The sequence below is a fragment of the Methylosinus sp. genome (genome assembly GCF_036560965.1).
GTDB lineage: Bacteria > Pseudomonadota > Alphaproteobacteria > Rhizobiales > Beijerinckiaceae > Methylosinus.
On record NZ_DATBQF010000022.1, the window covers coordinates 25120 to 51858 of the forward strand.

A 26739-nucleotide genomic window follows, 5' to 3' on the forward strand; every position below is an offset into this window, starting at 1 on the left:
TCCACGACGAATTTTCGGCGGCATTTTCAAGGGGGCCGCGCTGCCAATAGCAGCGCTCACGGCGCGTCTTTTTCAGATGAATGCAGGCAAAATTGAGACGACCCGCGCGGAGCGGGTCGTCCAATCGCAAAAATATTGGATGCTGGCCGCTCAGGGGCGAGCGGAGATCGGCGACAAACCTTCGCGCAGCGCCGACCCGACGGCCGCCTCGGCGATTTTGGCGGGATGCCCGCCGCCGAGCGAGGCCTGCGGCTTTTTCGCGGGATCGACACGATGCGGAGCCAGGGACGCCGGCCCCTGAGACGACGCCGATTGACGAGCGGCCGCGGTCTTGGCCGGGATGGCCTTCGCGGGCGCCGCCTTCATCGTCTTGGAGTCCTCCGTCTTGGAGACCTCCGTCTTGTGGACCGCTGTCTTGGAGATCGTCGTCTTGGAGACCGCTGTCTTGGCTGACTCGATCTTGACAGGCTCGGCTGCTTTGGCGGCGGTTGCAGAAGCTTCACTCTGGACCGCGGGCGCGGCTGGCGACGCCTTGGGGAAGCCGAGCAAACCGCCGATCGAATCCGTCGCGCCAGCGAAGGCGCTGAGCTTGGCCGGTTCTGCCGGCGCAGATGCGACGGCCGTCGTGGTCGTCGCCGGCTGAACCGCGACCCTCGTCTCGGCCTCTTTCTTCGCCTTGGCGGCGAGTCGGGTCGCGGCCATGGCGATGATCGGGGAACGCGACTTCGAGCCGCCGATCTTCTCGTCGAGCGCGATCTCGAGCGGCGCGACCAGCGTCTCGGGCCGGCTCACCTCGGCGACGCGGGCATAAAAATCCGGATGCTGGCCGCCGTCCTGATAGACGACGCGCACCGGCCGCACGCCGGCCGCCGCCAGCTCCGCCACTCTGGCGTCATCCACCGCGGCCTTTCGCGCGACCTGCGCCTCGATCTCCGCATTGCGCTTGAGCGGCGGACAGGCCGCGCCGGCGTCGAGCGGCTGGCCATTGGCCGAGGCGGCGTCGAAGACATAACGCCGATTGCAGACTCCCACCGTCGGCTCCTTGCCGGCGACCTCGAAATGGTCGGAGCCTTCCTTCAGCTGCTTCCAAAAGCCGATATTGGGGTCGAGCCGATGCTTGGCCAGATTTTCCGCGTTCATCTTGAACGGGTAGGACTGCATCTGGATCGAGCGCTGGCCATTGTTGAAGGAGCTGCGCAGAATGGCGTAGATCTCGCCGATCTGCCGATCCGTCATCGAGAAGCAGCCGGCCGAAGAGCAAGCGCCATGGACCATTATAGAGCCGCCGCCATGGCCATAGGCGCGGTCATAGGCGTTGGGATAGCCGACGTTGAAGGACAGATAATAGGCGGAGTTCGGATTCATCTGGCCGGGGGTGATGGAATAGAACCCCTCCGGCACTTGGCGGTCGCCCTCGCGGACCTTGGGGCCGAGCTGGCCCGACCAGCGGCACATGGGGAAGCTCTTGAGGTAGGCGTAGCGGCCGTCGGGCCGCTGCTTCCAGACTTCGAGCTCGGCTTCTTTCTTATAGGCGCGGATGAGGGTCGGCGATTCCTTGGTGACGCCGGTCTGCTCCATCAGCGCCAGCGTCTCCGGCGGAATGGGGGCCAGCGAACGCTGCGAGCCGGAGCCGAGATCATTGCAGGCGGAGAGCGCGAGCGCCGCGCCGACGAGGCTCCAGGGGCCGAGACGCCCGATGTTTCGGATGAGACTCATTCTCGCCCCTCGATGTCCGCGCCCGCAAGCGCGAATCACGCCTCGGGAAGCCAGCACGACAATAGACGTCGATTTACGAACGTCCTTCTAACGCAAGAGGAAGAATAAGGCCAGAGCGTGACTGTCGCCGCCCCGCAGAGGGCGCCGATCGCTTCCAAGGTTAACGGATGGTTCACGCCGAGAGACCGCGCCGATCGATGATTTACGCCTCGCAAATGCTGAACGGCGTCGACTCTCGTCTGCTCAGACCTTGCGTCCGACCGAGAGAAAGCGCTCGGCCCGCGCATCGACGATCTGCGTGCGGGAGAGATTGGCGAGGCTCGCCAGCGCGTCGTCTATCCCCTCGCCGACGGCGGCGACCGCCGTCTCCGGGTCGCGATGGGCGCCGCCCGCAGGCTCGGCGACAATGACGTCGATGATGCCGAATTTCAGCAGATCCTGGGCGGTGATCTTCATGCTGGTGGCGGCGTCCTGCGACTTGGAGGAGTCGCGCCACAGAATGGAGGCCGAAGCCTCGGGCGAAGCGACCGTATAGACCGAATGCTCGAGCATCAGCACCTTGTTGCAGCTGGCGATCGCGATGGCGCCGCCGGAGCCGCCCTCGCCCACCACCACGGCGACATTGGGCACGCCGAGCGACAGCGAGACGTCGATCGAGCGGGCGATCGCCTCCGCCTGGCCGCGCTCCTCGGCGTCTATGCCCGGAAAGGCGCCGAAAGTATCCACCAGCGAGATGACCGGCAGGCCGAATCGGTCGGCGAGCTCCATCAGCCTCGCGGCCTTGCGATAGCCCTCCGGCCGGGCCATGCCGAAATTATGCTTCAGCCGGCTCTCCGTATCGGAGCCCTTCTCCTGGCCGATGAGGCAGACCGGCTCGCCGCGAAAACGCGCGAATCCGCAGACGATCGCCGCGTCCTCGCCAAAGGCGCGGTCGCCGGCGAGCGGCGTGAACTCGCTGAACAAGAGCCGCACATAATCGGAGAAATGCGGCCGCTGCGCATGGCGCGCGACCTGGATTTTCTGTGTCGGCGTCAGGCTGGCGTAGAGATCGGCGAGCGCCTTGTGAGCCTTGGCCTCGAGCTTGGCGAGCTCGTCGGAGATCGACACGCCGTCGCCCTTGGACGCCAGCGCGCGCAACTCCTCCACCTTGGTCTCCAATTCGGCGACGGGCTTTTCGAAGTCGAGGTAGGAGCGCATGTGGCGAACGACACGGGATTGCGGCTCAGGAGCCTAGCGAAGCGGCGCGGAAACTGGCCGCAACGGCGCGGGAAGTCAAGAACACGCCCTTAATCGCGGCGCGCCCCGCGGAAGAAAACGCCGAATTTTTTCCTCCGCGGCCCCGGATCGAGCGGTTTCTTCTCTCCCACGGGCCGAGAACCGGAGCTGCGTCCTCGCTCCGGCGCAGCTCGAGCAAAATCCTCCCGCGACAAAGGAGCCGGCGGCGCGCGGCGATTTGCCCTTTCTCCCGAAAGCGCGCTATCGCAGTGCGAGGGCGGCTCGACGCGCCACGCCATTGGCGCAATCTCGAGATTACTGCGCCGTGAGGCGACGCCCTGCGCCGATGTGGCGCGATGATTGAGAGGAATTGAGACATGCAGGGACTTGGCGCGGCTGTCGCCGTCTTCGCGGCGCTTTCGCTCGCAGCGGGCGTTCATCTTAGCGACGCCAATCTCTTCCTCCTCGCCGCCGGCTCCGGCCTTTGCGCCTTCACCACCTGGCGCAGCGCCACGATCTCCAGCTTTCTGAAGATATTCGTCTCCATCTTCTCGGTGGAGACGATCGTCTTCGGCGTCGCGCGCCTGCTGAACGTCGAGGGATTGTGGCCCACGGCGCTCGCCAATTACGCGCTGCCGGAGAGCATGTCGCTCACGGTGGCGATCTTCTCGATCATCGTCTTCGCCGTCTCTCACATCCCCGTCGTGCGCGAGATGACGCGCATCGCCGATCTCTATTTCGACAGTCGCGAACGCGGCGAGGCCCGCCTCCTCGGGCTGTTTCGATTCGGCGCGCCGGAGCACAGCATCGCCATCGCGATGATCGTGGGGCTCGTGCTCATCAATCAGGCGCAGGTCGGCGTCAATGTGCGTCTGTCCTATTTCAATCGCGACTTCTTCAACGCGATCCAGGAGAAGAACGCCGACGCGTTCTGGAGCCTGCTGCTCTTTGTCTTCACGCCCTGGGCCTTCACCTACATCATCAGCGCCGTGATCGAATTCGTGGTGCAATCGCTGATGATCATTCGCTGGCGGCGCTGGCTCACCGAACATTACGTGTCCCGCTGGCTCGGCGATCACACGCATTATCGCATGGCGCTCGCCGGCAGTCAGACGGACAATCCGGACCAGCGCATCGCCGAAGACGTCAACCGCTTCATCGACGGCGGCACCGACGGCTATGGCGTCTATTCCTATTCGATCCTGCTGATCCAGACGCTGAGCTCGCTCGTCTCCTTCTCCATCGTCCTGTGGGGACTGTCCGGCAATTACGCCTTCCCGGGCACCGATATCTTCGTTCCCGGCTTCCTGTTCTGGGTGGCGCTGCTCTATGCGGCGATCGGCACGGTGGTGACCCATCTTCTCGGCCGGACGCTGTCGGGCCTGTATTTCGAGCGCCAGCATCGTGAGGCGGACTTCCGCTTCTCGCTGGCGCGCTTGCGCGAATATAGCGAGCAGGTCGCGCTGCTCGCCGGCGAGAAGGCCGAGCGATCCTCGCTGGTGAGCCGCTTCACGGCGATCATCGTCAACTATCTGCGCATCGTCACGACCCGCAAGAAGATGATCAGCTTCACGGCGACCTATGGGCAATTGTCGCCGATCATCCCCTATCTGCTCACCGCGCCCTTCTATTTCGCCGGCAAGATCAATCTCGGCGTGATGACGCAGACCGCCGGCGCCTTCGACAAGGTGCAGGACGCGCTGACCTTCTTCGTCACCTACTACACGTCGCTCGCCAATTTCAAAGCGGTGCTGGACCGCCTCGCCTCCTTCGACGAGGCGATCGAGCGCGCGACGACGATGCGCGCCGCGGCGCCGAGGAGCGAGCGCGGCGCCTCGCCCGAGATCGCCGTCCATGATCTCGCTCTGTCGCTCCCCGACGGGCGGCGCATCGTCGAGGCGCGCGATCTCGTGCTCCAGCCGGCCGAATCGACGCTGCTGACCGGCCCCTCGGGATCGGGAAAATCGACGCTGTTTCGCGCCATCGCCGGCATCTGGCCCTATGGCGAGGGCTGCGTGCGGACGCCGGACGGCGCCAAGGTGCTGCTGCTGCCGCAAAAGCCCTATATTCCCATCGGCACGCTGGCCGAGGCCGTCGCCTATCCGAGCGCGCTCGACGCCTTCTCCCGCCAGGCGATCGAGGAGGCGCTGGTCGCAGCGCGGCTCGGAACGTTCAAATGTCGGCTGGACGACGAGGATTCCTGGTCGCAGCGCCTCTCCGGCGGCGAGCAGCAGCGCGTCGCCATCGCCCGCGCCCTGCTGGCCGAGCCCGATTGGCTGTTCCTCGACGAGGCGACCTCGGCGCTCGACGAGAAGCTCGAGGGCGAAATCTACACAATGCTGCGCGAGCGCCTGCCACGGACGACGATCGTCTCCATCGGCCATCGCTCGAGCCTGCACGCCTTCCACCATCGGCACATAGCGATGGAGCAGGCGGCCGACGGAACCTTCGCTCCGCATGAGGCGGTGATGGCATGACGAAATCCGGCGCCTCTGGACGCGAAGGCGGCCGCTCGCTGAAGGAGCGCGTGAAGACGGCGAAGAAGCGCTCGCTGTCGTCGACGCTCTGGCTCGAGCGCCAGCTCAACGATCCCTTTGTCGCGCAGGCCAAGCGCGACGGCTATCGCTCGCGCGCCGCCTATAAGCTGCTCGAGATGGACGATCGGCACCGGCTGCTCACGCCGGGAAAGCGCATCGTCGATCTCGGCGCGGCGCCCGGCGGCTGGTCGCAGATCGCCGCCACACGCGTGAAATCCGCCGATGGCAAGAGCAAGGGCAAGGTCGTCGCCATCGACCTGCTCGAGATCGAGCCCATCGCCGGCGTCGAATTCACCGTGATGGATTTCAACGACGAGACCGCGCCGGAGCAGATAAAGGCCATGCTCGGCGGCGGCGCCGATGGCGTCATGTCCGATATGGCGGCCAACGCCACCGGCCATAAGCAGACCGACCATCTGAAGATCGTGGCGCTCGCCGAGCTGGCCGCGGATTTCGCGAAGGACGTGCTGGCGCCCGGCGGCTTTTTCATCGCCAAAGTGCTGCAGGGCGGCACCGAGCATCAATTGCTCGCAGCGCTGAAGCGCGATTTCGCGCAAGTGCGCCATCTGAAGCCGTCCGCGAGCCGCCCCGACTCCGCCGAGCTCTATGTGCTGGCCACCGGATTTCGCGGCGGCGGAGCGGCATTGGTCGCCGATGGATGATCAGGCCTATCCGTCGGCCTCGATCGCCACTCGCCCCGTGAGCCCCTCGCCCGCCGTCGGCGCGAGCCCGCGGAAGATCAGGATGGACGAGGCCGACACCGCCGCCACGACGAGAAAGGCCGCGTCGAAATCCGCGAGCCGCAACGCGTCGCCGCCATGCAGCGCACGCGCGCTCTCCAGCGCGCCGGCGCCGAGCGAGACGCCCGCCGACAGCGACAATTGCTGGCCGGCCGAAGCGAAGCTCGTCGCCCGGCTCATCGCCGGATCGTCGATATCGGCATAGCCGATCGCGTTCAACGCCGTGAATTGCAGCGATCGGAAGAAGCCGCCGGCGAGCAGCGCGCTCATGATGAGCCAATGCGGCGTCATGGGCGTGTACAGCGCATTGAAGCAGAAGAAGCCCGCCGAGATCAGCGCGTTGACGATCAGCACGCGCCGGAAGCCGAAACGGTTCAGAATGGGCTGGGCCGCGGTCTTCATCGCTATGGCGCCGATGGCGGCGATGAAGGTCAGCGAGCCCGATTGAAAGGCCGTGAGGCCGAAGCCCGTCTGCAGCATCAGCGGCAGCAGAAAAGGCATCGCCCCGAGCCCCATGCGGAACAGGAAGCCGCCGACGACCGCGGCGTGGAAGGTCGGCACGCGCAGGAGATCGAGATCGATGATCGGATGCGGCGTCCGCCGTGCATGGCGCACATAGAGGCAGAGCGCGGCCGCGCCCGCCGCGACGAGCCCCGCCGCGGCGGGCGCCGGTATAATTCCCTGGCCGAGGGCGCCGAGCCCGAAGACGAGGCTCGATAGACCGAGGCCCGAGAGCAGAAAGCCCGTCACATCGAGCGGCGGAACGCTCTCCTCGCGCAGATCGGGAATATAGCGGGTGACGAGCGCGACGCCGAGAAAGCCGATCGGCACATTGATCCAGAAAATATAGCGCCAATGAAAATAAGTGGCGATGAAGCCGCCGAGCGGCGGCCCCACCACGGGGCCGATCAGCGCCGGAATGGTGAGATAGGCGAGCGCGCGCACGAGATCGTGACGCGGCGCGACGCGCAGCAGCACGAGCCGCCCGACCGGCACCATCATCGCCCCGCCGAGCCCCTGCACGATGCGCGCGCCGACGACGCCGGCGAGCGAGGTGGAAAAGCCGCAGAGGATGGAGCCGAAGGTGAAGACGAGAATCGCGGCGCGAAACACCCGCCGCGCGCCATAGCGATCGGCGACCCAGCCGGAGAGCGGGATGAAAACCGCGAGCGACAGCAGATAGGAGGTGAGCGCGAGCTTCAGCGCGATCGGGTCCTCGTGCAGATCCACGGCCATGGCGGGCAGCGCCGTCGCCAGCACCGTGCCGTCGAGATTCTCCATGAAGAGCGCCGTGGCGATGATCAGCGGCGTGACGGCGAAGGAAGGCAACGGACCTCGTGATAAGCGTTGGTGGGATAAGCCCAGCCCCGCGAGTCTCCCGACCGTCTGTTTAGCTGAGTTTCGCGCGCGTCAACAAGGACCGTCACCGCATCCACGCTCATATTGGCGGTGTTTGCGTATCCGGCACAATGACGCTCGGAGAGATGTTCGAGCCTGGAGGAGGAGTGACGACATAGCCTCCTGCACCGATCTGGTTGCTAACCTGCGTTCGTTCTGGCTTATACGGGCTCAGACCGGCAAGACCAACCATAAAGCCGGAAAGCGCAGCCATAACAATCGGGGCAACCGCATCCCCGGCGACTTTCTGCACTTCCGCATTGAACACCGAGGATATAAGGAGGACGCTGCTGGCAAACGTCGACGCGTTGTACAATACTGAAAGTTTTTCGCTAATGTGTGCAATATGAAACGGCGGAGTGTGCGGTGATCGCCAGTCCCATACAAAATTTATCGCGACATAAAGCCCAATCCAAAAGAAATAGAACATACCCAACTGGTTCGTATTTATGGGCTTTATAGAGGCGCTAAAAAATTCTGGCATTTTATGACAAAGCGCCTCTATTTTGCAGATCTAATTTTACCGAGTGAAAATTTTCAACGCAGCCCCAATAACTCCGCCTCCTAGAGCGAAAGCGTCCAGTGTGTAGGCGTGTTGCACAGACACGATCCAATCATGCGCCGTGATCGCAGCAGCGACATTATAGGCACCCAGAATGGCAAGCGCCAACCCTGCCCCGCCAATTGCAGCCTTGCAGATTGCCACGACCATAAGAAACTTCTGCCATGACATGGGAATATTTTCTTCTCTTGCCATCATGACACGCTCCTCGGATAAGCCTCAGAGCACCACAACAGCGGGAACTTATTCACAAACCTAAACCGGTGCAAGAGTGACAATGTTTCATTTTGAAATTCGCCTGCTATCGTTTTGGAAAAGCAAGATGTAAATTCTGAGCACAGGCTCGGATGCCAGTTCCACACATAATGGTGCGCTTCCATTTTGCACATTTTTGCGACGGACGCATGGTGATTCGTCCTTTTCAGAAATTCATTCCAGTTGGAGAAGTTCCCCCAATCATGATTCTCCCGAAGCCACCGCCTCAAATGAACTTCAGCCCCTTCAGACTCGTATGCCCGTTCCTCCCCACGATCAAATGATCATGCACCGCTATGCCGAATGGCTGCGCGATGGCGATGATGTCCAGCGTCATGCGAATGTCGGCGGTCGACGGCGTCGGGTCGCCCGAAGGGTGATTATGCGCCAATATCAGCGCCGACGAGCCCAGCTCCAGCGCGCGGCGCACCACCTCGCGCGGGTAGACGGGCGTATGGTCCACCGTGCCGACGCCCTGAACCTCGTCGGCGATCAGCGCATTGCGCTTGTCGAGAAAGAGGACGCGGAACTCCTCGCGCTCGGCATAGGCCATCGCCGTGCGGCAGTAGTCGATCACGTCCATGAACGACGAGAGCACGGTCCGCTTCTGCAGATTACCGCGCGCCAGCCGCAGCGCCGCCGCCTCCACGAGCTTGATCTCGCAGATCGCCGCCTCGCCGAGCCCGTCGATCTCGCGCAATCGTTCAGGCCGCGCGGCGACGACCTCCGAATAGGAGCCGAATCGCGCGATCAGCGCCTTGGCCAGCGGCTTGACGTCGCGGCGCGGTATCGCGCGATAGAGCACGAGCTCCAGCAGCTCGTAATCGGCGAGCGCGATCTCGCCCGCCTCGAGGAAACGGTCGCGCAGCCGCTGCCTGTGTCCATGAAAATGCGGCGCCTCCTCGCGTAGACCGTCGGCGGCTTTCTCGCCGTCTGGCCGCCGCCGGGGAGCGCGCGGCTCGCTCATTCGGCGCTAGCGGCCGCGTCCGGCGAGGCTCCGTTGGGCGAGTCGCCGTTGGGATTGTCGAGCCCGGCGGGCGAGGCGGTGAAGATTTCGACGCCGGTCTCGGTCACGCCGAGCGAATGCTCGAATTGCGCCGAGAGCGAGCGGTCGCGGGTGACGGCGGTCCAACCGTCGCCGAGGACCTTCACCTGCGGCCGGCCGAGATTGATCATCGGCTCAATGGTGAAGAACATGCCCGGCCGCAGCTCGACCCCCTGCCCCGGCGAGCCGTAATGCAGAATATTGGGCTCGTCGTGGAACAGCCGGCCGAGCCCATGCCCGCAGAAATCGCGCACCACCGAGCAGCGCTCGGCCTCGGCGAATCGCTGGATCGCGGCGCCGATATCGCCCGTCGTCGCCCCGGGCTTCACCACGGCGATGCCGCGCATCAGGCTCTCATAGGTCACGTCGATCAGGCGCTGGGCGCGGCGCGGAACCTCGCCCACGGCGAACATGCGGCTCGAATCGCCATGCCAGCCGTCGATGATGAAGGTCACGTCCACATTGACGATGTCGCCCTCGCGCAAGGGCTTGTCGTCGGGAATGCCGTGGCAGACCACATGATTGATCGAGGTGCAGATGGATTTGCGATAGCCGCGATAATCGAGCGGGGCCGGATAGGCGCCGTTGGCTATGGCGAAGTCGAAGACGAGATCGTCCAGCGCCTTGGTGGTGACTCCGGGCTTCACATAAGGGACCAGCATGTCCAGCGCCTCGGCCGTCACCCGGCCAGCGAGACGCATGCCCTCGAAATCCTCGGGGCCGTGAAGCTTGATCTGGCCGCTCTTGCGGCCCGAGCCCGCGAGATGGGACTCGACGAATGTCATGCTGTGCTCTCTGCTTGGTCGTGGCCTGCTTTAGCTTATAAATTAAGAAATTGGCGGCGCAAAGCAAGATGCGCGCGCCAAATGCCGGGGGCAGCTCGGACCGAGCCGGAACGCCCGGCTGGCCTGAGCGGCGGCCCTGTCATAGAATTTGGGCGAGACTGACCCTCGAGGAGCGGCCATGGAGCGCGAAGACATAATCACGGCCGCCGTGCTCGTGATCGGAGACGAGATCCTCTCCGGCCGCACGCAGGACCTCAACACCAATTATATCGCCAAATATCTGGGCGAGCTTGGAATCGACCTGCGCGAGGTGCGCGTCGTGCCCGACGTGGAGGAGGAGATCGTCGCCGCGCTGAACGCGCTGCGGGGACGCTACAGCTATGTCTTCACCACCGGTGGAATCGGCCCCACCCATGACGACATCACCGCCGACGCGGTCGCCAAGGCCTTCGACGCGCCGATCGGCGAGGACGAGCGCGCCATCGCCATGCTGCTGGAACGCATCGCCCCGCAGGACCTCAATGCCGCCCGCCGGCGCATGGCCCGCATTCCGCAAGGCGCCGAGCTGATCGAGAACGCCATCTCCAAGGCGCCGGGCTTCATGATCGGCAATGTGATCGTCATGGCCGGCGTGCCGATCATCATGCAGGCGATGCTGGACGCCGCCGCCGGCCGCATCGTCAAAGGCGTGCGCGTGCAGGTGGCCACGGTCGACGCGCATGGCATAGCGGAGGGCCGCTACGCCGCCGATCTCGAGCAGATCGCCAAGGAGCATGAATGCGTGACGGTCGGCTCCTATCCGTCCTTCTCCAGCGCCGGGGTGCGCAATCAGATCGTGCTGCGCAGCCGCGACGGCGCCGAGCTCGAGGCCGCGGCGCAGAAGGTGCGGGCGCTGATCGTGCGGCTCACCGCCAATGGAACGCCGCTCTGACGGCCGAGAAGACCACTCTCGAGGAGACCGCCCTATGGAAGACAAAGCTTTTCCGGTGTCCTGGGACGCCTTCCACCGCGATGCGCGCGCGCTCGCCTGGCGGCTCTCGGGGGTCGGCCGCTTCTCGGCGATCGTCGCGGTGACGCGCGGCGGGCTGGTCCCCGCCGGCATCGTCGCGCGCGAGCTCGGCATTCGCGTCATCGACACCATCGGCGTCGCGAGCTACCACGAGGAGACCCAGCGCGGCGAGGTCCATGTGCTGAAGCCGCTCTCCGAGACGATTCTGGCGCGCCCGAGCGAGGACGTGCTGATCGTCGACGATCTCGTCGACACGGGCGCGACGGCGAAGGTGGTGCGCGCCCTGCTGCCCAAGGCGCATTTCGCGACCGTCTACGCCAAGCCGCAGGGCCGGCCGCTGGTCGACACTTTCGTCACCGAGGTCTCGCAGGACACATGGATTTATTTCCCCTGGGACACCGGCCTCACCTTCCAGGCGCCGATCGCCAGAGGATCGTCCTGATCGCGCCTATCCCGCCGGCCGATAGGCCGCGCAATCGAAGATCGCGTAATGCTCGATCGGCGTCCATTGCGGCGCCGCGCCGGAAAGATGCAGCGAAAAGCGCATCGGGCCGCGCCAGAAGCGCGCCTCGAGCCCCGGCGGGAGCGCATTCGGCGATTCGACCGCCCCCACGACGAAGGCCGGCGCGTCGGCGCGCCCGCACAGCCTCTCCAACGCGCCGCGCGTGAAGGGCGGAAAATCGACGCCGTCGCCGGGGCGCGGCGTCAATGCGCCATCCGTGACCCAGCCGAGATCGTGCAAAAAACCCATTCGCTCGCGCCAGACCAGCGCCAGCCCGCGCGAGAACAGGCCTCCCGCCCCTTGTACATGCGACGCCCAATTGGCGCGGCCGAGCCACACCCAGGGCGCGAGCTTGTCGTTCAGCCAGAGAACCTCGCCCTCGTGCGGAGCCACGATCGCCTCCAGCGCCTGTGGCCGCACATCCGCCGAGCGGAGTGGGAAAGGCTCATTGGCCCAGCAGAAGACGGCGAGCGGCGCGGCGACAGCCGTGGCGCAGACGGCCAGCAGCGGACGCGGCCGCCGAGCGGCGACCAGAATGGCGAGCGCGATCAGCAGAAGCGGGATATAGGCAGGCTCGCCGGCGCGCAGAACCGAGGGCAGGACCGAATCCGCACTCGGCGCCGCGCGAACATATTCGCGCGCGAACCACAGCGCCGCGCCGAGCACGCAGAGCGCGCAGAGGCCGCAGAGCGTGAACAGCGCGCGTTCCAGCAGCGCGAGCGAGATGTGGCTCCAGCGCGCCCGGCTCCACCAGGCGAGAGCCGCGACGAGAGCCAGAAAGGCGCTCTCGGGCGCCGCCCGCAAAATCCAGCTCGTCACGAGAAGGACGAGGACGATGCGGCCCTGCGACCCCTCGCGCCACAACGCCGGCGCGGCGAGGCCCAGCGCCAGCGGCGCAAAGGCGGCGGCGAGCCACAGACCGCGCCAGCTCTGCGCCTGCGCCGCGAGCTCGCGCATGAGCAGATCGCCGAGCAAATAGCTGGCGGCGAGGCCGAGGCCGACCGCCCCCGCCACGCAAAACAGCAGTCGCTGCGCGCGGCGCGGCGCGAGGCTCGCGGCGAGCAGCAGCGTGCTGGCCTGCCGGAGGATCGCGATCCATGCGCCCGCCGGCCATTCGGTGAGGAAAATATAGTCGCTCCGCACCGAGATGATCGCCGCCCATTGCGGATCGATGCGCGCGGTCAGTCGCTCGAGCAGCGGCGCGCCGGCCAGCGCCGCGACCAGCAGCCCCGCCCCGCCGAGAAGGGCGGCCACGAAAATGCGCCGATCTTTCAGCCCCTCATACAATAACGCGACGAGACAGCCCGGCGCGGCGATGATCGGGTGAAAGCCCACGGCCGCCACGAGGCAGAGACCGGCCGTCCAGCGCCGATCGGAGAGCAGCGCCGCGAAAGCCGCCAGGACGAAAGCCTCGGCGAAAGGCCGCGGCGTCGCGAAAGGCTCTGCGAAATGAAAGACGCCGAATCCGCCATAGGCGCTGTCGAAGCAGGCGACGAGCAGCAGCAGCGCCCAGAGCGCGCTCGCGCATGCGAGGCGCGACGCCAGCGCCGCCAGCGCCGCGAACCAGAGCGCGCAGCCGGCGAAAGCGAGAGATTTTGCCGCGGCGGCGAGGCCCAGAGCCGGGATGAGACCATCGACGAGCCGCGAGAAGACGCTGAATCGCGATTGGCCGTCGAAGCGGAACATGATGTCGCGGCCGACGCCGTCCGGATCGAGATCGGCGAGGCCGCGGCCCATATAGATCACGGCGTCATGGTCGAGGCCGTAATAGGGCCGCAGCAGCAGGAAGATCGCCGCGCAGGCGGCGAGCGGCGCGAGTGTGGAAAGAGCGATCGGAAAAGGGCGCGCGTCTGGCTCTCTGTCGCTGTCGCCATACGGCTCCCGGACGGCGCCGCTGTCGCGCCGCGAGACGAGATCGAGCGAGGTGAGCAATCGACTCTCCGGCGATTCGCGCCCGATCGACGCGGCGCATCGCCGAGACCTATCCATCTTACGGTTAACACGCAGTTGCGTCCACGCCGACAACGACGCAAATCCCGTCGCAAATCCCGGTTTGCCGCGTCCGCGACATTGCGCTATCAGGACTCGCGACAGTGGCGAAGCACGAGCGATGCGTCAGCGCATCGGCCGATCCACGAGGGCGGACGTGGCGGAACCGGTAGACGCAAGGGACTTAAAATCCCTCGGGCCATGCCCATGCGGGTTCGATCCCCGCCGTCCGCACCAGCTCAGCTCGTCACGCGCCAGCCGCCGTCCGGCTTCTTGCAGGCCTGACCCTTGGCCTGCTGCGGACGGCCGTCGATGAATATCTTATGCGTATAGTCCCGGCAGCCGCCCAATGCGGCCTCGGGACCAGGCTCGATGAAGCCATAGGCGCCATGGGCGCCGCGCCAGCTTCTGCGTTGACCGGAGGCGACCGCCTCCTGCTGCGCGGCGACGGCCGAGGCGCGATCCGCCGCGTCGAGATCACGACCGATCGCGGCGCCGATGACGCCGGGCGCGGGCGGCTCGGGCGCGACGACGACGGCGGCGGGCGCAGAAGGCGCGGTCGAATTGCAGCCGGATGCGGTCAGCGCCGCGCCGAACAGTCCTGCGGCCATCGCGATTCTGACGATCGCCGAGCTCGCCTGCGCCGACATATCCTCTCTCCGCTCTCGCAATTTTCTCTCCTCTTGCCGGAAGCGCCCCGCGCTGTCAAAGGCCCGGCAGGCGCGCCTGCGCCCGCAGCCCGCCGAGCGGGCTGTCGTCGAGCGCGAGCGAGCCGCCGTAATCGGCGGCGAGATGCGCGACGATCGACAGGCCGAGCCCGGTCCCCGGCTTGGTCTCGTCGAGCCGCTGGCCGCGCCGCGTCGCCTGGGCGCGAAACTCCGGCGCGAGGCCTGGGCCGTCGTCGTCTATGGTGAAAACGAGACGGCTGCGTCCGGCCTCCGCATTCTCCAGCGACACCGACAGCCGCACCTCGCTCGCCGCCCATTTGCCGGCATTGTCGAGCAGATTGCCGACAATCTCCTCGAGGTCCTGCCGCTCGCCGAGAAAGCGCAGCTCCGCCGCCGCCTCGCCGGAAAAGGCCACGCCGCGCTCGCCGTAGATTTTGCCGAACGTGCGCAGCAGCGCCGCCACCACGGGCGCGACCTCCGTCGTCGCGCCTATGGCGCCGGCGCGCGCCGCGGCCCGCGCGCGCTCGAGATAGAAGGAAATCTGATCGCGCATCAGCGTCGCCTGCTCGCTCACCTTGGCGGCGAGCGGCGAAGGCGCGGCGTCCGCCTCATTGACGATGACGCTGAGCGGCGTCTTCAGCGCGTGAGCGAGATTGCCGACCTGCGTGCGCGAGCGCTCCACAATGTCGCGATTGGCGGAGATCATCAGATTGAGCTCCTCGGCGAGCGGCGCGACCTCGGTCGGATAGGCGCTCTCGATGCGCCCGCGCTCGCCGCGGCGAATGAGCGACAATTCCCGCTGCAGCAGCTTCAACGGTTGCAGCCCGACGCTCACCTGCACCGCGGTGGCGAGCGCCAGCGCTATGGCGAGCAGCGAGAAGGCGACCATCAGCGACCAGCGAAAGCGCGCGATCTGATTCTCCGTCTCCTCCGTCGTCGCGGCGACCTGCACGAGATAGACGCCGAGATCGCCGACATCGATGACGCGCTCGACGATGCGCAGCCAGCGCCCATCCGGCCCCAGCGCGACGCCGCGCCGCACGCCGCCGGTCTCCGCCGGCACATGCAGATCGGAGAGCTTCGGCAATTTCGCGGCGAAGAGCGAGCGCGAGGCCTTTATCTCATGCGCTTCATCGTCGAGACGGGTGATCTGCCAATACCAGCCCGAGCGCGCCAGCTCGAATTGCGGATCGCCGAGCTGCCCGGGCCCGCTACGCCCATCCTCGCCGGATTCGGAAACATCCGCGACGATGGCGCGCAGATAGACGCCGAGCCGCTGCTCGAACACCTCTTCCGCCGTGCGGCGATAATATTCGGTGAGGGCGAGACCGGCGATCATCAGCACGACGGAACTGAGCGCCGCGGCGGCGAAGAACAGCCGCGCCGCGATCGATCGCCCCGGAAAGCCCAATCGCCGCATCGCGCCCCGTCAGCGCTCGGCCGGTTCCGGCGGCGCCGCCATATAGCCGAGCCCGCGCACCGTCTGGATGAGATCGACGCCGAGCTTCTTGCGCAGCCGACCGACGAAGACCTCGATCGTGTTGGAGTCGCGATCGAAGTCTTGATCGTAGAGATGCTCGACGATCTCGCTGCGCGACACCACGCGCCCCGAATGATGCATCAGATAAGCGAGCAGCCGATATTCATGCGAGGTGAGCTTCACCGCCGCGCCATCGACGACGACGCGGCCGGCCTTGGTGTCGAGCCGCACCGGGCCGCAGACGATCTCGCTGGTCGCATGGCCGGCGGCGCGGCGCAGCAGAGCGCGCAGCCGCGCGAGCAGCTCCTCCATATGGAAAGGCTTGGCGACATAATCATCGGCGCCGGCGTCGAAGCCTTGCACCTTGTCGCTCCAGCGGTCGCGCGCGGTGAGGATCAGCACGGGCATGATCCGCCCGCCGGCGCGCCATTCCTCGAGCACGGTGACGCCGTCCTTCTTCGGCAGGCCGATGTCGAGCACGACGGCGTCATAGGGCTCGGTGTCGCCGAGGAAATGCCCTTCCTCGCCATCGAAGGCGCGGTCGACCGCATAGCCCGCCTGCTCCAGCGCAGAGACGAGCTGCCGGTTCAAATCCTTGTCATCCTCCACGACCAGAAGCCGCAAATCCTATCCCCCCGATCTCCGACCGAATCGTCTTTTTAGCGTTCTTTATGGCCAGCATGGGGCTGGCCGGTCGCGGCGTCGAGATAAATCCGCACCACCCGCCCGTCGCGGCGCAGCAGGCTGATCTCATAGACCAGCTCGTCATGGTCGCGGCAGAGCCTGGCGTTGATCGGCTCGGCATGAGCGGCCAGGCTCGCGGCCTGCATCAGCGCGAAAGGATCGCCGAGCCGCCGATCCGCGATGAGATGGCGTGTTTCGGCGATCGGCAGGCACCGCAACGCCGGCCCGTCCCCGGCCCAGGCGAGCGCAGATGACGGAATGGCGACCATGAGCGCCAATATTTTCGACAAGGTCCGACGCATTCTCGGCTTTTCCCCGCCAACTCTATGCGATGCGCCTGCTGAACGCCGAGTGAACGCCGCATAGGACGGCGTCGGAAACCCCTCCGACGCCGCCCGAAGCGCGTCAGTCCGGCTTTTTCTCGGGGATCACGACCGCGACCAGACCGGCGGCGGCGGCTCCGACCGCCAGCAGGCTATCGCCGAGCGCTCCCGGCGCGAGCGAATGCACCACCGCGGCCAGGACGCCGGTCCCGGCCCAGGTGCTCGGCTCCTCCGCGCGCGCGAGCAGCCAGCCGTAAGCCGAAGGAAAAGAAAGACCCATGAGCATCGTCCTTTCGTCTGGCCGGGAGACCGCCCGGCGCGGCTCGTGACGCGCGACGCGGCGCCGCGCGACGATCACGGATAGAGCGCGAACGGCAGCTGATAGTGCGGCCCGTCCTTCAGCGTGCGCCAATCGCCGCCCCATTCGACCGTCACATGCTCGGCCTGCGCGGCCGCCTTCATCGCACGCGCGATCGGATAGATCTGCGGCCACGACCATTGCGGCCGCCCCTCGACCAGCGGAACGAGATCGACCGCATGTCCAATGAGACCGAATTTCGGGTCCAGCGTCGGCACATGCCGACAGCGGAAGGGGTTCTTCAAAGCAGACGCCCCCCGCGCGATCAGCGTGCGCTCACGCGCGATCGTGCGCACGCCTTCGAAGACGACGAATGTCTGCTCGCAGCGCGCGGCGGCGGCTCGCACCACGCGCACGAGATCGGGATGGACGCCCGAGAGCTTTTCCTTCGAGCTTTCGTCCAAAGCAAAGCCGGCGCGCGGCGCATGGCGCGCCGCGACCTTGGTGTCGATCATGACGAAGGTCCTTTCATTCGAGAAAAAGCCACGAAAGCACGCGGCGTCAGACGGGCCATCCCGTCTCGATGTCGATCGCCGCGAGCGCGCCGATCTCGGACGCCGCATCGATCGCCGCGACGAGCGTCGCCTCGCGATCGAAGCAGCCTTGCACATGGGCGCGCACGCCCTGCGCCACGGCGATCAAAGTCGCATGGTCGAAGCTCGCAAAGGAGCCGTCCGCGAGCTTCCAATTCACCGCGTAATTATTATCCAGCACGCTGGCGACGACGGCGGCGGTGAGCTTCGCCTGCGTCTTCTCGTCGGTCGGCAGGCGCATGCCGTCGACGACTGCCCCCGCCGTCTCGGCGCGCCAGCGGCGCTCGGCCAGCGCGGCGAGCTTTGCGGACTTGGCTTGACCGAGCGTCGGCGCCGGGAGCGGCGTCGGCGAATTGCCGGCGGCGAGCCATTCGCGATAGGCGAGGCCGTCGGCGCTGCCGGATTCGATGGGTATGACAGCGCCATCGATGTCGCGCCGCACGAGATTTTCCTTCAGCGCCGAATATCCCATTTCATAGCTCCGAAATCGCAAATAGCCGCCCGTTGGCGGTAATAGCGCAGGGCTCGCCTGCGCTGCCGGATGATGTCGTCACATCGAGGTATCCGCCCGTATTGTCTGTGGCGACGGCGTCGATCGATGAGATGTTGTGAAAAGTTATGCCAAACTGGACCATCATCCCTGTGCCGATGACGAGCAACGCCGTCGGCGTGGAATACATGGGCACGACATAGCGGCCGGCTACCGTCGCCACGGTACTCGATCCACCGCGCCATGCGCCGACCCATCCGACGATCCGCTGGATGTAGCGCTGGCACAGTATCCATTCGACGCTGAACGGCCGCCGCTCGAAATCCGTCGCATAAACGCCCGGCTCCAATTGCGGCCGCAACAACGTCCCGCTCGAAACCTCGATATTGGTCTGCGCATTCGCCGTCAGACCGGAAACGAGAAGCGGCGCGCCTCGCGACGCCGTCGCATAAGAGCCCGAGCCCGCATAGCCTGTCCCTTGCCAGACGCGCGCCTGCGCGGTTCCGTCATGCGCCAGCGCATAAGTCCCGCCTTCGATCAGCGCCGCTTCGATCGGCAGGATCAAGGAGCCGGCGGAAATCGACAGACTCGTATCGATCCCGCTCGTCGAGAATGTGTAGGTCGCGCCGGAGGCGCCGGCCTTCACGCCGTCGTGGCCATAGACGCCGGCGGCGAGCGTCACGGTTCCCGAAACGCCGCGCTGATTGATTGCGAAATCTGCGTTGCGCAGGCGGTTGCGAAACGCCGACGGCGCGCCATCGCCCATCCCGCTCGGAAAGGCGACGCGGCCTGTCGATCGGTCGACGATGAGCGCCTCGCGCCATGTCGTCCCATCGGCGGAGACCTTCACATGGAAATCGTCGTCGCCGATGAGGCCCGTTTCCGCACGACCTGACCAATTGGATTGATAGAGTTGCGAGACCGTATTGCCAGCGGCTTCCTTCTCGAGCGCGACGCGCAGATCACCTGCGCCGCCCTCGGCGATGGTTCGCGCCGCAAACAGAGCCGCATTGGCTTTGACCGAGAGCGGATTGGCCGCATCCGCCGTCGTTCCGAGCCCGAGCAGCGAGAGATTTTGGAACTCGCGCAGAGCGAGGCCCGCGTCGACCCAGGCCGAACCATCGTATACCAACGTGGCCTGCTCCGCCGCCACATAGGCGAGCCATCCGGCATTGGGCGCGAGGAACAGCCAGGCGCCGGCGAGGCGAAGCGCGATATTCTGCTCCTTGCCCGCGAAGGCGCCTGTCGCCGCCGCGGCGACGAGATAGCGATCGCCTTCGGCGGGCGAAGCGGGAGACGAAGCGCGACGCTCGATGACGGAAAGCTGCGTCATCGCATCGAGCAGCTGCAGCGCCTCATTGTGCGTCACATGCTTTTGCGCCTGCGCCGCATCGATGCAGGGCAGAGCGAGATGAATCGTATCGGTCATGGAAGCTCACTCGATGGGAAGCGTCGCGGCGAGCGGAAAGCCCCGCCCGACGCGCGCGCCGATTTGAAATATCTGAACTGCGAGGCTCGTCTGCGGAGCGCCGAAATCGGCGAGCTCGTCACTCGCCGCATAGAGCGCGCTATTGGTCGCCGCGCTCAGCGCGCGCGCGCCGCCGCCCGGAAGCGCCACGACGATCTCATAGGCTTCGCTCGCCTCGCCGAGTGGAATGTCGAAGGACTCCCATGCGTCCGCATCGATGCGCCCCCGTCGCGTGAATGAAATCGCCACCCCCTCCGCCGTCCGACGCGCGCGGGCGCGAGTCGGCGAATAGGGCAGCAACGCCTTGCGCGTCGCGGCCACCTCGAGCTCGACATAGGTCGGATCGTCATGCCCGCGATCGGCCGGCCCGACGCGATAGATCCGCGCCGACTCGATCTCCGCGACATCGACGGCCAGCGGCGCGATCGCATCGTCGAGCAGCACGACGATCGCCCCCGCCGCCACGCTGCGCGAAGCGAGCGCGTCTTCACCGCCGATTCCACGCAGCAAGCGCGACAAGCGATAGGTGTTGGTCGCGACGAGCTCCGCGCGTGTGAAGGCGAAAATCTCCCAGGCGCCGTCCTCCCCCCGTATCGCCATCGCCGAGCGCAGCGCGAAAGCGCTGGAATCGTCCACAGACGCGAGCCCGCCAGACCCGAGCTTCACAGTGACGCTGGCGCCGCGATCGAAGCGCCCGAGCGGCCCGGGCGCGAGCGCGTCCAGCGTCTGGCCGATCGTCGCGCGCTTCTCGATCAGACCGATCGACTCGAAAGACGACCCGATCTTGCGCCAGATCGCGAGCGCGCCCGGCCAAGGATCGGCGAAGCCCGCGATACGCGACAACGTCGTCTCGCCGTCCTTGGCGATCGCGAGATCGAGCACGACGACCCGTGGCGGACCGATCACGCCGGGCGAAGCGAGCGCTCGCCGCGGGACCGCGCGCGCCCCGACGTCATAAACGCCGGGATCGACGGCTCGCGCCTCGATCTCACGCACGGCGCCATCGGTGATCTGCGTGATCTGCAGCAAACGCCCCGGAGCATTCGCCAGCGTGACGATATCGCCCGCCTCCAACGTCACGAGCCCGGGCCGCACAGAAAATCGCGCCGTCTCGCGTCCCACCCAAATATCTTGCAGCCAGACGTCGGCCAAACGCTGCGCATAGGCGCGCCCCGTCATCACCGCCGCCTGCGCCTCGCTGCGTCGTGACGAATAGCCTTCGAGCCGCCGCGACAGCACGCGGCCCGTGCGATAGTCGAACTCCGAATCGCAAAAGGACAATGCGATCTCATGCGGCAGATCGCTCTCCTGAGCGCGCCGCAGCTCGACCAGCGTTCCGTCCTTGCCGGGAACGAGATCGTCGTCGCCGATCTCCCACACGCTCTTCGACGCATGCCAGACGAAGCGCAGCGCGCCGCCGGAAACGACCGCGTCGAAGCCGAACAGAGAAGCGAGCGGATCGATCGCCTCACGCGGCGACATGGCGCTGTCGAGAACGTAGCCGTCGACGAAGCCTATGATCGCCGGACGTTCGACGACGAGCGCGCTCGTCGTGATCGTGGAAGCCAGCGTCGCGACCAGACGATCGAGAGGCGCGCCCTCGAGCCGACCGTTCAGCCAGTGTCCCGTCTCCCAATTCGCCGCGTCGGCCCACACATCCGAACAACCGGGAAAGGCGGGAAACGGCCGCGCATCCCAGCACCAGACATGGATGCGCGAAGCATCGACCATGCGCCCGCCATAGACGACCGAGACCGGATTGCGCGCATCGCCCCCAGCCGCCATCGGATCGAAATGCGCGATCATCGCCTCCAGGAAGCGCGCCTGCATCAGATCGTCGCGTCCGCCGCGCGAGAAATGCGGCAAGCCGCCCTCCGACGAATGCGCATCGGGGAACACATTGGGCGCATTGGCGCCGCGATCGACGGCCGGACAGCCTGTCTCGACGATCCATATCGGCTTGCCCTGCGGCGTCCAACCGGTCGCCGCGTCCAGCTCCGCGCCGCCGACACGCTCGTAATGCGCATTGGACCACCAGGCGACGAGATCCTTGACGCGGAACGTCCACGGCTTGCCGAGCGCATCGCCGATCGGCGTGCGCGTCTGCGAACGCCGATCCGCGTCGCTCGCATAGAACCAATCGAAACCCTCGCCCCCGCCGACCCGCGCCGCGAGATAATCGACGTCATGGACGCTCGATGCGATCTGCGCATCGAGATGATCGGCGCCGTCCCGCCAATCGGACAGCGGCCAATAAACATCGATCCCGACGAAATCGATCGCCGCCGACCCCCACAGCGAATCGAGCGGAAAGCGAAGCTCCCCGGCCGTCGGAACATGCGCGCCATATTCCGTCCAATCCGCGGCGTAGCCGATCTTCGTTCCGCTCGAAAGCGCGAGCTTCACCTCCGCAGCGAGCGACTCCAATGCAGCGACGGCCGGATAGACGCCCGCAGCCGAGCGAATGCGCGTCAAATCCACCAGCTCCGAGCCGATGAGAAAAGCGTCGACGCCGCCTGCCGCCACGCAAAGATCCGCATAATGCAGAATGAACCCGCGATATTGCGTGAAGAAGGCCGCGACCTGAGCGGCCGCTTCACTGGTTCCGTCAACCGTGCCGGCGCGTCCGGGCGCAGGATCGCAAGCAATGCGTCCGCGCCAGGGAAACGCGGGCTGCCCGATTGTCCCCGTATGAGGATCGGGCAGAGAATTGCCCGGCGGCACATCCATCATCAAGAAAGGATAGAAGACGACCGACAGACCGCGCGCACGCAAATCCACGATCGCCGCGCGCACGGAAGCGTCGCTGGGCGTGCCGCCGAAGGCCGCGCGCCCAGCGATTTGCGACACCAGACGCGCCGACGCGCGGCTCAATCCCGCGACCGACCAATCCGCCGGCCAATAGGGACTGTAAATATAGTCGAATTCGCCGATCGTCTTGAAGGTCGCGTCGACGCGCGGCTCTATGGCGCAATGGCCAGCGCGCAAATCGTCGCCGAACCAGGCCACGACTAGCGCGACACTCTCCAGATTCGGACACAGCGCTTGCAGCGCGTCGATCGAAGCGGTCCAATCGCTCGCCGCGGTCAGCTGATGCCGGTTCTCCGCGCCGGTCACGCCGGGCGAGTAGAAGTTCAATTGCAACGAAGGCTGATAGCCAGCCTCCGTGGCGCCGGGAATGAGGTCGATCGCGCGGATCGACTGGCCCAATCCCGCGATCGGCCGCGTCACCTCGAATGTGAATTGCGGAATGCGATTGCCGAAGGCCGCCAGCGCCAATTGCTCGAACACGATATAGGCGAGCCCACGATAGGCCGGCGCATTCTCGGCGCCCTCCTTGGCGACGATCAAAGGATCGGGAAGCTGCTCCTCATCGCCTTTGTAGATGCGAATCGGCAGGCTCGTCATGTCGAGCTCATTGCCATCCGCAAAAATGCGCCGCACGAAAGCGATCGGCCCCTCGCAGAGGCCGATCGCGAAATTGGCGTAATAGGCATAGGAGACATTGACCGTCTGCGCCGAACCGCCGCCGCCCTTGCCGGCATTGCTCGCGCCGCCGTCGAGCGAGACATTCGTCTGCTCGAGGAAGCGCGTCGCCCAGATCATCTGCCCACCGATGCGCGCGCGGCCATAGACGCGCGGAATCGCAGCGCCCTCCGTGGAGGCGACGCCGTCCATCGCCTTAAGGCGCGGTCCGACTTCGTAGCGCGTCGACGCGCGCGGCTGCAGCGCGGCGTCGACGAGGGCGCCGCCGACGCCGGCGAAGACATTGCCGAGAATCGACCCGACTGGTCCGATCGCAGCGCCCGCCGTCTGCAATAAAAGTGTGGCCATCTGGTCCTCGAAACGTCAGTCCGTCACATCGGGAAAGGCGAAAGCGCCGGCCAATTTTCTGCGCCACGATCCGATGGGCGCCTCGACGACACAGGCGCCGCCATGCGCATGGACCATATGCGTGGCGCTGGTCGCTATGCCGAGGTGCTTTGCCGGCGCATGGTCGCGGAACCGAAACAACAGCACATCGCCGGCGCAAAACGCATCCTGCTCGACGCGCGCGAAATGCCGATGCGCAGCGAGAGCCAGCGTCTCCACGCCCTGCGTCTCCGCCCAATCCGGCGAATAGGGCGGCGCCTCCTCGGGTTCCGGCCCGACGAGCGCACGCCACACGCCGCGCACCAGGCCGAGACAATCGCAGCCGACATGAAGCAGCGACGCCTGATGCCGATACGGCGTGCCGATCCACCGCCGCCCCTCGGCGACGATCGCCACACGCGCGAGCCCCCTCATCGAAAGAAGCTCCCGCCATCCATCGTCGGCGCGAGCGCGCTCGGATAGGAAATGACGACATCATTGCCGGGCATATGCGGAAACCCGCGAAAATTCACAATATTCGAAAATTTGCTTTCGCAGCTCGCCGAGCTCTTGTCGCATCCGGCGACCAGCGCGACGGACTCTCCGGCAACGATAGCGCCCGCGGGCTGCGACCACAAAGCGAGACTCGCGTTTTCATCCGAACGCCGATGCGATTTGACCGTCGCGCGCACGCCCTCATTGGCGCCGCTGGCAAATGTCAGCGATCCGCCAGTGAAAAAACCGTCACCGAAATCGCCGGCCAGAGCCACGGTGATCGCGCCCTGTGAGACCGCGAGCACGACGCCCGTCGTGTGAAAGACCGCGGCGCCGAGCTCCACCTTGCAACGCGCGTCGCCGAGATCCGCCGAGCAGCCGCGCTGAAAGCTGTCGCCACGCGTCTCGTCGAAAAGATGCGCGAGCGAACGCAGCTCCGCGCGAAAAGCGAACTCACCATGCGTCACCTCGCCGATCGTCGTCGCGTCGACGAGCAGGCGATTGTCGACATCGGACCAATCGACGAGCCATATCTCGACGCCGGCGCCGTCATAGAGACCATCGGCGAGATCACGTTCCGCAAGGCCGTCCGCTTGCAGCGCGCCGATCACCTCGCCGCTTCCGACAGCGAGGCCGACACTCGCCTCGATCTGCGTGGCCGTGAACCCCGATGCCGCGCGATAGGTCACGCCGGCGAAAGCGAGGTCGCAGTCATGATCGGTAAATCCCATAATCGTCCCATCCTTGCGCGCGAGCCGCCAGCAGTTGCACAAGGTCGACGTGCGAGCGTCGAGACGCTCCCGCATAGGCGTAGACACAGAGCGCATCGGCTTTCTCCTTCACGGAATGATTTCGATGATCGGGATTTTCGGAATCGCTCCGGCCTCGAAGGACGACACATCGATTTCGAGATAATCCGTGTCGAAGCGCGCGGGCACATCGAAGAGAAATCCGGCGGTCACCGCCGCCGCGCTCGCTGGCGCGCAGGACGCCGCGAAGCTCACCACGCCGGTCGTCGCCTCGACGTCGAAATGCACGCCTCTCGTCTTTTCCACTCCGTCGATGGCCACGCGCACGGTCTCTGCGACCGGCTTGACGATGACGCGCGAATAGGGCGCAAAGCTCCCGCCATAGGTCTTGAGCAACGCAAACTGCAAGCGCGCGCCATCGCCTCGGCCGAGCGCTTGATCGAGCGGCGACGGAGCGCCGCCGAGCCGCGCGGAGGAGCAATCGGCGCGATCGCGCCAGCGAAAGCCGAACAGCCGCCCGCGCCTCTCCTCGAAAAATTCGATGACCGCGGCGAGCTGCGCGAGAGATTTCACGCCATAGCCCGCTTCATAGCGCCGACGCGAATGCGCCCATCGAGTATTACGCGCTTCCCGATTGGAGCCGAGCGCGACGACATCGGTGCGCCGTTCCGGCCCGCCGCGCCCATTCACGGACACGTCGAGCGGAAAGCGCGTCTCGTGAAAATCTGTCATCCCGCGATCCCCTCACAAATTGCGCCGGCCACGCGCGACGGCGCGCGCCAACGCCGCCGAAATCTGCCCTTCCGAACGGCGGAAGCTTTCGACATCCTGCGCGGCGATATTGACCGTGACCGCGCCCCGATCGCTCGCGCCCTGCATCGCGACGCCGAGACGTCCGTCCGGCCCGCGCGCGAGCGGCATGATCGCCTCAGCGCCACGCTCGCCCATCAAGCCGAGAGCGCCATTCGCGCCGAAGAAGGTCGGGCTCGCGACGACGCCGCCATCGGCGAAAGGCGCGACCAACACGCCGCCGCCGCCGCCGAGCGCGCCGGAAATGAGCGCGCTCAATCCGCTCGTGACGCCTTGCGTCAACGCCTGCGCGCCCGCGCTGACGCCGAGCTTGGCGATCGAGCGCGCGATCGAGGCGAGCGTCGAGTCGAAGCTCTTCCCGTTCGCCGCCGCGCCGGCGAGGCCGCTGGACAAAGTCTTCGTCGCCGAGCCGGCGATGACATTGATGTCCTGAAGCAGCGATTTCGTCGTCTTCAAATCGAGCGCCTGAAACGGTAGATCGAGCGACGATTGGGAAGCGCTGTCATTGCTCGTGGAATCGGTCACTTTTCGTCTCCATCCGGAAATGCCCGCATCAATGCGGCGAGCGTTGCTCGCGAAGGCGCGCCCGCCGCGCGGCCATAGACGCCCTCCGCCGCACTGGCCAATTCACGCGGCGTCATCGACCAGAAATCACGCGGCGAAAGGCGCAGAACCCCGAGGCCGAACGCCATCGCACGCGCCCAGGGGAAGGGCGCCGGCCTCATCCGCTCGCATTCCGCGACGGCGGAGGGTTTGCGCTTTCACCCTCGCCGAATGTCGCCATCAGAAGCTCCGCGGCGATTTTCACATAATCGCCGAGTCCGCCCGCGACCGTCATGCGCGCGACCACTTCGTCGCTCACCTCATGTCCGCCGCCGCGCAATCCGCACCCTAGGATGCGGATCAGATCGCGCGCCGACAGCCGACGCCCTTCGAAGCGTTCCGCGAGCGCGACGAGATCGTTCGCGCCGAGTCCGCTCTCCAGCTCCGCAAGCGCGCCGAGCGTGAGACAGAGGCGATAGCTCTCGCCATCGAGCCGCGCCACCACCTCTCCACGCTTCCCATTGGCCATGGCG

27 protein-coding genes and 1 tRNA gene are annotated in these 26739 nt (G+C 66.1%); 5 read left to right on the forward strand and 23 right to left on the reverse strand.

Going from position 1 to position 26739, the window contains the following annotated elements; all coding sequences use genetic code 11:
- Positions 1-150: 150 nt before the first annotated feature.
- Together VIF40_RS07825 and VIF40_RS07830 are read right to left on the reverse strand one after the other, a co-directional pair.
- Positions 151-1716 carry a murein L,D-transpeptidase family protein gene (locus tag VIF40_RS07825; RefSeq protein WP_331936967.1) on the reverse strand — a complete coding sequence of 522 codons (1566 nt, stop codon included), beginning with the start codon at positions 1714-1716 and terminating at the stop codon, positions 151-153.
- Positions 1717-1959: 243 nt separating this feature from the next.
- On the reverse strand, positions 1960-2913 hold the full coding sequence (locus VIF40_RS07830; protein ID WP_331936968.1) for an acetyl-CoA carboxylase carboxyltransferase subunit alpha: 954 nt from the start codon (positions 2911-2913) through the stop codon (positions 1960-1962).
- A gap of 395 nt (positions 2914-3308) precedes the next feature.
- Here VIF40_RS07830 and VIF40_RS07835 point away from each other — a divergent pair, with 395 nt between their 5' ends.
- Together VIF40_RS07835 and VIF40_RS07840 are read left to right on the forward strand one after the other, a co-directional pair.
- A complete protein-coding gene (locus VIF40_RS07835) occupies positions 3309-5408 on the forward strand; it encodes an ABC transporter ATP-binding protein/permease (RefSeq protein WP_331936969.1) in 2100 nt (699 codons plus the stop codon).
- Positions 5405-6130 (forward strand): RlmE family RNA methyltransferase, encoded by a 726-nt coding sequence (locus VIF40_RS07840; protein WP_331936970.1) that lies wholly within the window; start codon positions 5405-5407, stop codon positions 6128-6130. The genes VIF40_RS07835 and VIF40_RS07840 overlap by 4 nt, the downstream gene beginning before the upstream one ends.
- 6 nt (positions 6131-6136) lie before the next feature.
- Here the strand turns inward: VIF40_RS07840 and VIF40_RS07845 are convergent, their stop codons facing one another.
- From VIF40_RS07845 to map, 5 genes are all read right to left on the reverse strand, one after another.
- Entirely contained in the window at positions 6137-7537 is a 1401-nt protein-coding gene (locus VIF40_RS07845) for an MDR family MFS transporter (RefSeq protein ID WP_331936971.1), read from the reverse strand.
- Positions 7538-7646: 109 nt separating this feature from the next.
- A complete protein-coding gene (locus tag VIF40_RS07850) occupies positions 7647-8036 on the reverse strand; it encodes a hypothetical protein (protein WP_331936972.1) in 390 nt (129 codons plus the stop codon).
- A 90-nt stretch (positions 8037-8126) separates the two neighbouring features.
- A complete protein-coding gene (locus VIF40_RS07855; RefSeq protein ID WP_331936973.1) occupies positions 8127-8366 on the reverse strand; it encodes a hypothetical protein in 240 nt (79 codons plus the stop codon).
- A 283-nt stretch (positions 8367-8649) separates the two neighbouring features.
- Positions 8650-9390 carry a RadC family protein gene (radC, locus tag VIF40_RS07860; protein WP_331936974.1) on the reverse strand — a complete coding sequence of 247 codons (741 nt, stop codon included), beginning with the start codon at positions 9388-9390 and terminating at the stop codon, positions 8650-8652.
- Positions 9387-10253 carry a type I methionyl aminopeptidase gene (map, locus tag VIF40_RS07865; RefSeq protein WP_331936975.1) on the reverse strand — a complete coding sequence of 289 codons (867 nt, stop codon included), beginning with the start codon at positions 10251-10253 and terminating at the stop codon, positions 9387-9389. Before map ends, radC begins: the two co-directional genes overlap by 4 nt.
- A 178-nt stretch (positions 10254-10431) precedes the next feature.
- Here map and VIF40_RS07870 point away from each other — a divergent pair, with 178 nt between their 5' ends.
- A complete protein-coding gene (locus VIF40_RS07870; protein WP_331936976.1) occupies positions 10432-11184 on the forward strand; it encodes a competence/damage-inducible protein A in 753 nt (250 codons plus the stop codon).
- 34 nt (positions 11185-11218) lie between these two features.
- Complete coding sequence (gene gpt, locus VIF40_RS07875) at positions 11219-11704, forward strand: xanthine phosphoribosyltransferase (protein WP_331936977.1); 486 nt, start codon at positions 11219-11221, stop codon at positions 11702-11704.
- A gap of 6 nt (positions 11705-11710) precedes the next feature.
- Here gpt and VIF40_RS07880 read toward each other — a convergent pair whose 3' ends face one another.
- Positions 11711-13696: a hypothetical protein gene (locus VIF40_RS07880; protein ID WP_331936978.1), complete on the reverse strand. Its 1986-nt coding sequence runs from the start codon at positions 13694-13696 to the stop codon at positions 11711-11713.
- A gap of 208 nt (positions 13697-13904) precedes the next feature.
- On the opposite strand from VIF40_RS07880, the gene VIF40_RS07885 reads away from it, so the two are divergent.
- Positions 13905-13990, forward strand: a tRNA-Leu gene (locus VIF40_RS07885).
- A gap of 2 nt (positions 13991-13992) precedes the next feature.
- On the opposite strand, the gene VIF40_RS07890 is transcribed toward VIF40_RS07885, so the two are convergent.
- The 15 genes from VIF40_RS07890 to VIF40_RS07960 all read right to left on the reverse strand — a co-directional run bounded on the left by VIF40_RS07890 (position 13993) and on the right by VIF40_RS07960 (position 26735).
- Positions 13993-14424: a hypothetical protein gene (locus tag VIF40_RS07890; protein ID WP_331936979.1), complete on the reverse strand. Its 432-nt coding sequence runs from the start codon at positions 14422-14424 to the stop codon at positions 13993-13995.
- Between the two features lie 34 nt (positions 14425-14458).
- Positions 14459-15841 (reverse strand): sensor histidine kinase, encoded by a 1383-nt coding sequence (locus VIF40_RS07895; protein ID WP_331936980.1) that lies wholly within the window; start codon positions 15839-15841, stop codon positions 14459-14461.
- Positions 15842-15850: 9 nt separating this feature from the next.
- Positions 15851-16525, reverse strand: a complete 675-nt coding sequence (locus VIF40_RS07900; RefSeq protein WP_331936981.1) for a response regulator transcription factor — start codon at positions 16523-16525, stop codon at positions 15851-15853.
- A 35-nt stretch (positions 16526-16560) separates the two neighbouring features.
- Positions 16561-16887: a PepSY domain-containing protein gene (locus VIF40_RS07905; RefSeq protein ID WP_331936982.1), complete on the reverse strand. Its 327-nt coding sequence runs from the start codon at positions 16885-16887 to the stop codon at positions 16561-16563.
- 103 nt (positions 16888-16990) lie between these two features.
- On the reverse strand, positions 16991-17188 hold the full coding sequence (locus tag VIF40_RS07910; protein ID WP_331936983.1) for a hypothetical protein: 198 nt from the start codon (positions 17186-17188) through the stop codon (positions 16991-16993).
- 74 nt (positions 17189-17262) lie between these two features.
- Positions 17263-17721 carry a M15 family metallopeptidase gene (locus tag VIF40_RS07915; RefSeq protein WP_331936984.1) on the reverse strand — a complete coding sequence of 153 codons (459 nt, stop codon included), beginning with the start codon at positions 17719-17721 and terminating at the stop codon, positions 17263-17265.
- A 46-nt stretch (positions 17722-17767) separates the two neighbouring features.
- Positions 17768-18271: a DUF4376 domain-containing protein gene (locus tag VIF40_RS07920; RefSeq protein WP_331936985.1), complete on the reverse strand. Its 504-nt coding sequence runs from the start codon at positions 18269-18271 to the stop codon at positions 17768-17770.
- A 1-nt stretch (position 18272) separates the two neighbouring features.
- Positions 18273-19718, reverse strand: coding sequence for a DUF2793 domain-containing protein (locus tag VIF40_RS07925; protein WP_331936986.1), 1446 nt, complete (start codon positions 19716-19718; stop codon positions 18273-18275).
- 6 nt (positions 19719-19724) lie between these two features.
- Positions 19725-23591 carry a baseplate multidomain protein megatron gene (locus VIF40_RS07930; RefSeq protein ID WP_331936987.1) on the reverse strand — a complete coding sequence of 1289 codons (3867 nt, stop codon included), beginning with the start codon at positions 23589-23591 and terminating at the stop codon, positions 19725-19727.
- A gap of 15 nt (positions 23592-23606) precedes the next feature.
- A complete protein-coding gene (locus VIF40_RS07935) occupies positions 23607-24044 on the reverse strand; it encodes an NlpC/P60 family protein (RefSeq protein ID WP_331936988.1) in 438 nt (145 codons plus the stop codon).
- The gene (locus tag VIF40_RS07940) at positions 24041-24931 is read right to left on the reverse strand and encodes a DUF2163 domain-containing protein (protein WP_331936989.1); all 891 of its coding nucleotides are present in this window, start codon (positions 24929-24931) and stop codon (positions 24041-24043) included. The genes VIF40_RS07935 and VIF40_RS07940 overlap by 4 nt, the downstream gene beginning before the upstream one ends.
- 12 nt (positions 24932-24943) lie before the next feature.
- Positions 24944-25585 (reverse strand): DUF2460 domain-containing protein, encoded by a 642-nt coding sequence (locus tag VIF40_RS07945; RefSeq protein ID WP_331936990.1) that lies wholly within the window; start codon positions 25583-25585, stop codon positions 24944-24946.
- 12 nt (positions 25586-25597) lie between these two features.
- A complete protein-coding gene (locus VIF40_RS07950) occupies positions 25598-26188 on the reverse strand; it encodes a phage tail tape measure protein (protein WP_331936991.1) in 591 nt (196 codons plus the stop codon).
- The gene (locus VIF40_RS07955) at positions 26185-26388 is read right to left on the reverse strand and encodes a rcc01693 family protein (protein ID WP_331936992.1); all 204 of its coding nucleotides are present in this window, start codon (positions 26386-26388) and stop codon (positions 26185-26187) included. The genes VIF40_RS07950 and VIF40_RS07955 overlap by 4 nt, the downstream gene beginning before the upstream one ends.
- Positions 26385-26735 (reverse strand): gene transfer agent family protein, encoded by a 351-nt coding sequence (locus VIF40_RS07960; protein WP_331936993.1) that lies wholly within the window; start codon positions 26733-26735, stop codon positions 26385-26387. The genes VIF40_RS07955 and VIF40_RS07960 overlap by 4 nt, the downstream gene beginning before the upstream one ends.
- Positions 26736-26739: the final 4 nt, after the last annotated feature.

Excerpts from the sequence above, each read along its gene's own strand:
- VIF40_RS07940 (WP_331936989.1), bottom strand. The coding sequence starts at position 24,931 with ATGCGCTCTGTGTCTACGCCTATGCGGGAGCGTCTCGACGCTCGCACG.
- VIF40_RS07855 (WP_331936973.1), bottom strand. The coding sequence starts at position 8,366 with ATGATGGCAAGAGAAGAAAATATTCCCATGTCATGGCAGAAGTTTCTT.
- VIF40_RS07945 (WP_331936990.1), bottom strand. The coding sequence starts at position 25,585 with ATGACAGATTTTCACGAGACGCGCTTTCCGCTCGACGTGTCCGTGAAT.
- VIF40_RS07920 (WP_331936985.1), bottom strand. The coding sequence starts at position 18,271 with ATGGGATATTCGGCGCTGAAGGAAAATCTCGTGCGGCGCGACATCGAT.
- VIF40_RS07925 (WP_331936986.1), bottom strand. The coding sequence starts at position 19,718 with ATGACCGATACGATTCATCTCGCTCTGCCCTGCATCGATGCGGCGCAG.
- VIF40_RS07895 (WP_331936980.1), bottom strand. The coding sequence starts at position 15,841 with ATGCGGCGATTGGGCTTTCCGGGGCGATCGATCGCGGCGCGGCTGTTC.
- VIF40_RS07825 (WP_331936967.1), bottom strand. The coding sequence starts at position 1,716 with ATGAGTCTCATCCGAAACATCGGGCGTCTCGGCCCCTGGAGCCTCGTC.
- VIF40_RS07910 (WP_331936983.1), bottom strand. The coding sequence starts at position 17,188 with ATGGGTCTTTCTTTTCCTTCGGCTTACGGCTGGCTGCTCGCGCGCGCG.
- VIF40_RS07870 (WP_331936976.1), top strand. The coding sequence starts at position 10,432 with ATGGAGCGCGAAGACATAATCACGGCCGCCGTGCTCGTGATCGGAGAC.
- VIF40_RS07830 (WP_331936968.1), bottom strand. The coding sequence starts at position 2,913 with ATGCGCTCCTACCTCGACTTCGAAAAGCCCGTCGCCGAATTGGAGACC.
- gpt (WP_331936977.1), top strand. The coding sequence starts at position 11,219 with ATGGAAGACAAAGCTTTTCCGGTGTCCTGGGACGCCTTCCACCGCGAT.
- map (WP_331936975.1), bottom strand. The coding sequence starts at position 10,253 with ATGACATTCGTCGAGTCCCATCTCGCGGGCTCGGGCCGCAAGAGCGGC.
- VIF40_RS07915 (WP_331936984.1), bottom strand. The coding sequence starts at position 17,721 with ATGATCGACACCAAGGTCGCGGCGCGCCATGCGCCGCGCGCCGGCTTT.
- VIF40_RS07955 (WP_331936992.1), bottom strand. The coding sequence starts at position 26,388 with ATGAGGCCGGCGCCCTTCCCCTGGGCGCGTGCGATGGCGTTCGGCCTC.
- VIF40_RS07935 (WP_331936988.1), bottom strand. The coding sequence starts at position 24,044 with ATGAGGGGGCTCGCGCGTGTGGCGATCGTCGCCGAGGGGCGGCGGTGG.
- VIF40_RS07850 (WP_331936972.1), bottom strand. The coding sequence starts at position 8,036 with ATGTTCTATTTCTTTTGGATTGGGCTTTATGTCGCGATAAATTTTGTA.
- VIF40_RS07905 (WP_331936982.1), bottom strand. The coding sequence starts at position 16,887 with ATGCGTCGGACCTTGTCGAAAATATTGGCGCTCATGGTCGCCATTCCG.
- radC (WP_331936974.1), bottom strand. The coding sequence starts at position 9,390 with ATGAGCGAGCCGCGCGCTCCCCGGCGGCGGCCAGACGGCGAGAAAGCC.
- VIF40_RS07960 (WP_331936993.1), bottom strand. The coding sequence starts at position 26,735 with ATGGCCAATGGGAAGCGTGGAGAGGTGGTGGCGCGGCTCGATGGCGAG.
- VIF40_RS07835 (WP_331936969.1), top strand. The coding sequence starts at position 3,309 with ATGCAGGGACTTGGCGCGGCTGTCGCCGTCTTCGCGGCGCTTTCGCTC.
- VIF40_RS07840 (WP_331936970.1), top strand. The coding sequence starts at position 5,405 with ATGACGAAATCCGGCGCCTCTGGACGCGAAGGCGGCCGCTCGCTGAAG.
- VIF40_RS07930 (WP_331936987.1), bottom strand. The coding sequence starts at position 23,591 with ATGGCCACACTTTTATTGCAGACGGCGGGCGCTGCGATCGGACCAGTC.